The sequence below is a fragment of the uncultured Cardiobacterium sp. genome, from assembly GCF_938028185.1.
Lineage (GTDB): Bacteria > Pseudomonadota > Gammaproteobacteria > Cardiobacteriales > Cardiobacteriaceae > Cardiobacterium.
This window is the reverse complement of sequence record NZ_CALJAH010000123.1, coordinates 1-3,739: the sequence shown is the minus strand read 5'-3', so window position 1 is coordinate 3,739 and position 3,739 is coordinate 1. Positions and strand designations below refer to the sequence as shown.

The 3,739-nt window shown below is 60.9% G+C and carries 5 protein-coding genes; 2 read left to right on the top strand and 3 right to left on the bottom strand.

What is annotated here, in order from left to right; genetic code table 11:
• The 3 genes from Q0349_RS03895 to Q0349_RS03885 form a co-directional block, all read right to left on the bottom strand.
• A partial coding sequence (locus tag Q0349_RS03895) for an HpcH/HpaI aldolase/citrate lyase family protein (protein ID WP_298079568.1) occupies positions 1-464 on the bottom strand: 464 nt, incomplete at its 3' end.
• Positions 461-1,477 carry a cysteine protease StiP family protein gene (locus Q0349_RS03890; protein WP_298079567.1) on the bottom strand — a complete coding sequence of 339 codons (1,017 nt, stop codon included), beginning with the start codon at positions 1,475-1,477 and terminating at the stop codon, positions 461-463. The genes Q0349_RS03890 and Q0349_RS03895, both read right to left, overlap by 4 nt.
• Positions 1,474-2,517, bottom strand: a complete 1,044-nt coding sequence (locus tag Q0349_RS03885) for a metal-dependent hydrolase (protein WP_298079566.1) — start codon at positions 2,515-2,517, stop codon at positions 1,474-1,476. Before Q0349_RS03885 ends, Q0349_RS03890 begins: the two co-directional genes overlap by 4 nt.
• 136 nt (positions 2,518-2,653) lie before the next feature.
• Between Q0349_RS03885 and Q0349_RS03880 the strand changes: the two genes are divergently transcribed.
• On the top strand, positions 2,654-3,142 hold the full coding sequence (locus Q0349_RS03880; protein ID WP_298079565.1) for a hypothetical protein: 489 nt from the start codon (positions 2,654-2,656) through the stop codon (positions 3,140-3,142).
• A 56-nt stretch (positions 3,143-3,198) separates the two neighbouring features.
• Positions 3,199-3,690 (top strand): hypothetical protein, encoded by a 492-nt coding sequence (locus tag Q0349_RS03875; protein ID WP_298079564.1) that lies wholly within the window; start codon positions 3,199-3,201, stop codon positions 3,688-3,690.
• Positions 3,691-3,739: the final 49 nt, after the last annotated feature.

The window sequence follows — 3,739 nt, the reverse complement described above, 5'->3', positions numbered from 1 at the left end:
TTGCCGCCGATGCGCAGGCAGAGGATTTGCGCGCGCCAGTCGCGGTCGAGTTGGTCGCGCAGGCGCAGCATCGCGCTCTCCAGAAAGGTGTCGGCGCTTTCAAGGGTGGGCATCAGTTGCCAGGGGGTGTCGCGCAGCGCGGCGTAGTCGTCGAGGTTGTCCGCGCTGATTTTCGGCAGGACAAAGCCGTGGATGCGCTCGATGTGCGGCATTTTGAGGACGCGCTGCATCGTCGCCGGGTCGCGCAGGCGGATGAAGCGGTTGCGCGGGCAGTCGGCGGGGATTTCGCCGAGGCTGGCGGCGAGTTGTTCCAGCGCCCGCGGCAGGTCGCGTGCGGCGACGCTGTCTTCGGTGCAGTAGATGACGCTACGGATGTGCGGCAGTTTTTCGCCGCGGGCGATGGCGGCGAGTTGCGGATGGATGGCGGGGACGTAGAGGCAGGCGCCGAGTTGGTGGGCGTTCATGGGGTGGCTCCGGGGCGGTGGCTGCGGATGATGCCGACGGCGTGGTACGGCAGCTTGGGGGCGTGTTCGATGGCGACGTGTTTTTCTTGCGCGAGGCGGACGAGGTGGCAGGTAGCGGCGGCGTCCGGATCGCGTAGCAGCAGGCGCTCCGGCTGGCGGCGCAGGAGGACGCGCGTCGTCTCGCCAATACCGGGTTTGATCAGGTTGTCGTCGCTGATGCGGTAACGCGCGCGCAGGCGGGCGAGCAGCGCGGCGATACGGTCGGCGTAGGTTTGCGACTGGTCATGCGCGCGCAGGTGGTCGTAATAGACGCAGCCGTGGTAGTCGTCCGCACCGATGTGTTCGTTGAGGATGCTGCGGCTGATGAGGCCGCTGATGGTGGCGTTCAGCAGCGCGGTGGGGATGAGGTAATCGTCGCTGCTGGCAGCGCAGGCGGCGGTGCCGGAGAGGTCGGCGAGGACGTAGAGGCCGGGGTCAATTGCGGTGCCATGCGCGCGGTTGTAAGCGGCGATGGCGCGGTCAAGTTCGCGCGCGATGACGCCTTTGCCCGTCCAGCCGTCGATGAAAACGAGGCTTTCCGCCGCATGACGGGCGAGGATGTGGCGCAGCGCGTTTTGGTCGATGCCACGGTCGCGGATGATGGAGATGCTGTAGTGGGCGACGGGCGCGCGGTAGTGGCGGGCGAGGATGTCGCACAGGATGACGCCGACCGGCGTACCGGCGCGGGCAAGCGAGACCAGCACCGGCGGGGCGCGGTGTTTGGCGGCAATCAGCGCGGCGAGGCGCAGGCAGTCGGCGGCGAGGCGAGCGTCATTCTGCGCGCAGGCGTCGCGAAACAGCGCGAGGTAGGCATCGCTCGGCGGGTATTCGGGCGAGAGCATCTCGCTGTAATGCTTCTGCCCGCTCTGGATGAGCGCTTCTTTCGCGGCGGTGTCAGTGATGGGCGCGAGTTCAATCGGCTTCAGCAGAAACGTCACCTGTTCGGGGCGGTAACTGCCGTGGAAGGGCGTCATTCCGTCCGCCCTGCCGCCCAGTCGGAGAGCGGCAGCGGCGGTTCGTTGCCCCACAGGCGCGGCCAAAGACGCCGCAGCAGCGGGCGCATTTCCGGCACGCCGTCTTCATAGTGGTACGGGGTGACGGTCTGCCAGTTGCCCGCCGCGTCGCGTTCGGCCATGACGAAGCGGAAGGTGAGCGCGCCATCGAAACCCATGCGCAGGTCGCTGACCACCAGCTTGCCGTTCACATCATCAGCGCGCAGCCAGCCGCCGGTGAACCAGTTGAGGCGCTGATAGAGCGGGTCATGGGCGAGCGGCGCGAACAGCGCGCGGTCATGCGGCAGGCGGATATGCTCCGGCGGGTTTTGGTCAAAATAACCGCTCACCGCCTCGATATAGTCGCCGTTATCGGTTTCGGCGACAGCGCGGAAAACGAGATTGGTCAGCGGCAGCGGCGTCGCCATGACGCGCCTGACCGCGATGCCTTCGCCTTCCAGCATCGTCCGTACCCGCTCGGCGTGGTAATGACTGCCGAACGCGCCAAAAGCGAGATAGGCGCAGCCCCAGAGGAACGTCGCCAACAGGCCGCGCCAGGCATTGCGCGTCAAGCCGTGCCAGGCGGCATGGCCGAGCGCGAGCAGCATCGGCACGGTATAAAGCGGGTCAATGATGAACACGCCCGACCACTGCTGCGGTGTCGGCGTGAACGGCCACAGCAGTTGCGTGCCGTAAACGGTAAAGGCATCGAGCAGCGGGTGGGTGATGAGACTGGCGGCGCTGGTGAAAAACAGCCGCCAGCCGCTGTAAGGCGCGTCCGGATAGCGCTTTTTCACCGCCCAGGCGATGAGCGCGGCGAGCGCTGCCAGCACGAACACACTATGACTGAAACCACGGTGATAGGTCATTGACGACACCGGGTCGGCGTAGCGGATGAACACATCCAAATCGGGCAACGTGCCGAGAATCGCGCCATAGACGAGCGCTTTGCGCCCCTGCTGCCGCCCCATGCCGATGCTCTGCACCGTCGCGCCCAGTACCGCCTGCGTGAGTGAATCCATAAAAATTCCCGTGAAGAAAAAGGCGGCATGATAGCGGCTCGCCAGCGGATACGCGATGACGGAAAATTCGCCCGCTGCGACAAGGGGATGCCGTTATAATCGTCGCCCCATTCAGCAAAACACTAAGGAAAAAACCATGAAGCGGAAAATCTTTTTGACGGCACTCAGCGGCGCACTGCTGCTCGCACAAAATGCGATGGCCATTGAAACCCCGGCGGGCTGGAAAATGACACGCGCCCAAAATGGCGCCACCATCTACCAACCGGAAAGCGCCGAGGCAAAGGACATCGTGCTGGCCATTAGCCCATCCCTGTCCAATGATGGCAAAACAGCGGCACAATTGCTGGAGAATGCCGAACAAAACCTGATTGACAACAACGACGCCAAAATCACCCAATCCGGCAAGATTGAAGAAAAAGACGGACAGGCAAATATCGCCATTCAGACAGAAATAAACGGCTCACCCATTCTGGTGAAAGAAACCATCTATCCGCTTGACCCGGAAAATATGCGCGACATCATCGTATTTATGCCCAATAACGCGGAAATACTGCAAAAATACCAAAAAACGGCAGAAGACATCATCGCCGCGCAATACGCCGAAGACATGGCTCGCAAAAAATAACCGTCGTAGGGTGGGGCTTGCCCCACCATTATTCGTCCAACATACTGGAGCAATCCATGAAAATCAAATCAGCCCTGCTCGTCGCCCTGCTTGGCGCAGTTTCCATTCTGCAAAGTGCGCTGGCAGTAGAAACACCGCCGGGATGGCATAGAACCACGGATGATACCGGCATTACGCTGACCGCCATTGATGACGACAACCGCGAAGTAAAGCTGGATATTAGTCCGCTGCTGTCAAACGATGACAATAAAAGCGCTGCGGAATATGTCCAGGAATTTATGAACAGTAGCGAAAATAGCACAGAAATGCAAGTAACGCATCGCGGCGAAATCCAAAAAAAAGAGAAACGTGCTGCCATTACCTTCCAGGCAAAGTTCGGAGAAATTCCGGCCATCATCACCTTCGTGACTTATCCGGTCAAGAAAAATGCCTGGCGCTCCATTTTTGTTATCATGAAAGACGATGTAAACGTACGGAAACGTCACCAAAAAACGGTTAACAAAATTATCGAAGCGCAATACGCCGAAGACATGACGAGTCAAAAATAGCTGTAGGGGCAGTTAGCGCAAAGCGCGTAACCGCCCGCGTCTTGCCCTC

What these genes read in the sequence shown, in the direction of transcription:
- Q0349_RS03885 (WP_298079566.1), bottom strand. Translation starts at nt 2,517, where the DNA reads ATGGATTCACTCACGCAGGCGGTACTGGGCGCGACGGTGCAGAGCATC.
- Q0349_RS03875 (WP_298079564.1), top strand. Translation starts at nt 3,199, where the DNA reads ATGAAAATCAAATCAGCCCTGCTCGTCGCCCTGCTTGGCGCAGTTTCC.
- Q0349_RS03890 (WP_298079567.1), bottom strand. Translation starts at nt 1,477, where the DNA reads ATGACGCCCTTCCACGGCAGTTACCGCCCCGAACAGGTGACGTTTCTG.
- Q0349_RS03880 (WP_298079565.1), top strand. Translation starts at nt 2,654, where the DNA reads ATGAAGCGGAAAATCTTTTTGACGGCACTCAGCGGCGCACTGCTGCTC.